Origin of the sequence: Streptomyces kronopolitis, assembly GCF_014646275.1 — a bacterium.
Lineage (GTDB): Bacteria > Actinomycetota > Actinomycetes > Streptomycetales > Streptomycetaceae > Streptomyces > Streptomyces kronopolitis.
Window position 1 is genome coordinate 1 of sequence record NZ_BMND01000135.1, and the last position, 519, is coordinate 519.

Genomic DNA, 519 nt, shown 5'->3' on the forward strand with positions numbered 1-519 from the left:
GTTATTTTTGCTCTGACTTCCATTGTGCATAAACGATTGATTCAAGCGATTAAAAAGGGGGTTAAACAATTCAGCTTCCGCCCCTTTGGTTACACCAACCTTTTTGATTTGCACCAGTATGGCTATGTGGGCATAGGCATGAGCGCAGCGAACATGGCGTATGAATTAGTGGTGCATTCTCGTTTCAAAAGATGCGTGTTTATCGGGCAAGATTTAAGCTTCTCACAAAGCGGTAACAGCCACGCTAGTGGGGCGATTTATGGCGATAGAGAGATCAAGCCTAAAAAAGATAAAGACAAGATCTTTACAGAAAAATATGGGGGTAACGGGGAAGTAGAAACCACTTTAGTGTGGAAACTTTTCTTAGAATTTTTTGAAAAAGATATTTTTAACACGCCCTATAAACTGGAAGTCATTAACGCTACTGAAGGGGGGGCTAGGATTAAAGGGACTAAAGAAATGCCTTTTAAAGAAGCGTGCGAAAAAATAGACAAATCTAAGCCAAAGCCTCCTATCAAT

Annotated in this window: 1 protein-coding gene; it reads left to right on the forward strand. The window is 40.5% G+C overall.

Annotation, left to right across the window (positions count from 1 at the left end; translation table 11 throughout):
• On the forward strand, positions 1-519 hold a 519-nt coding region (locus tag IEY78_RS35505), incomplete at both ends, for a 6-hydroxymethylpterin diphosphokinase MptE-like protein (RefSeq protein ID WP_189104841.1).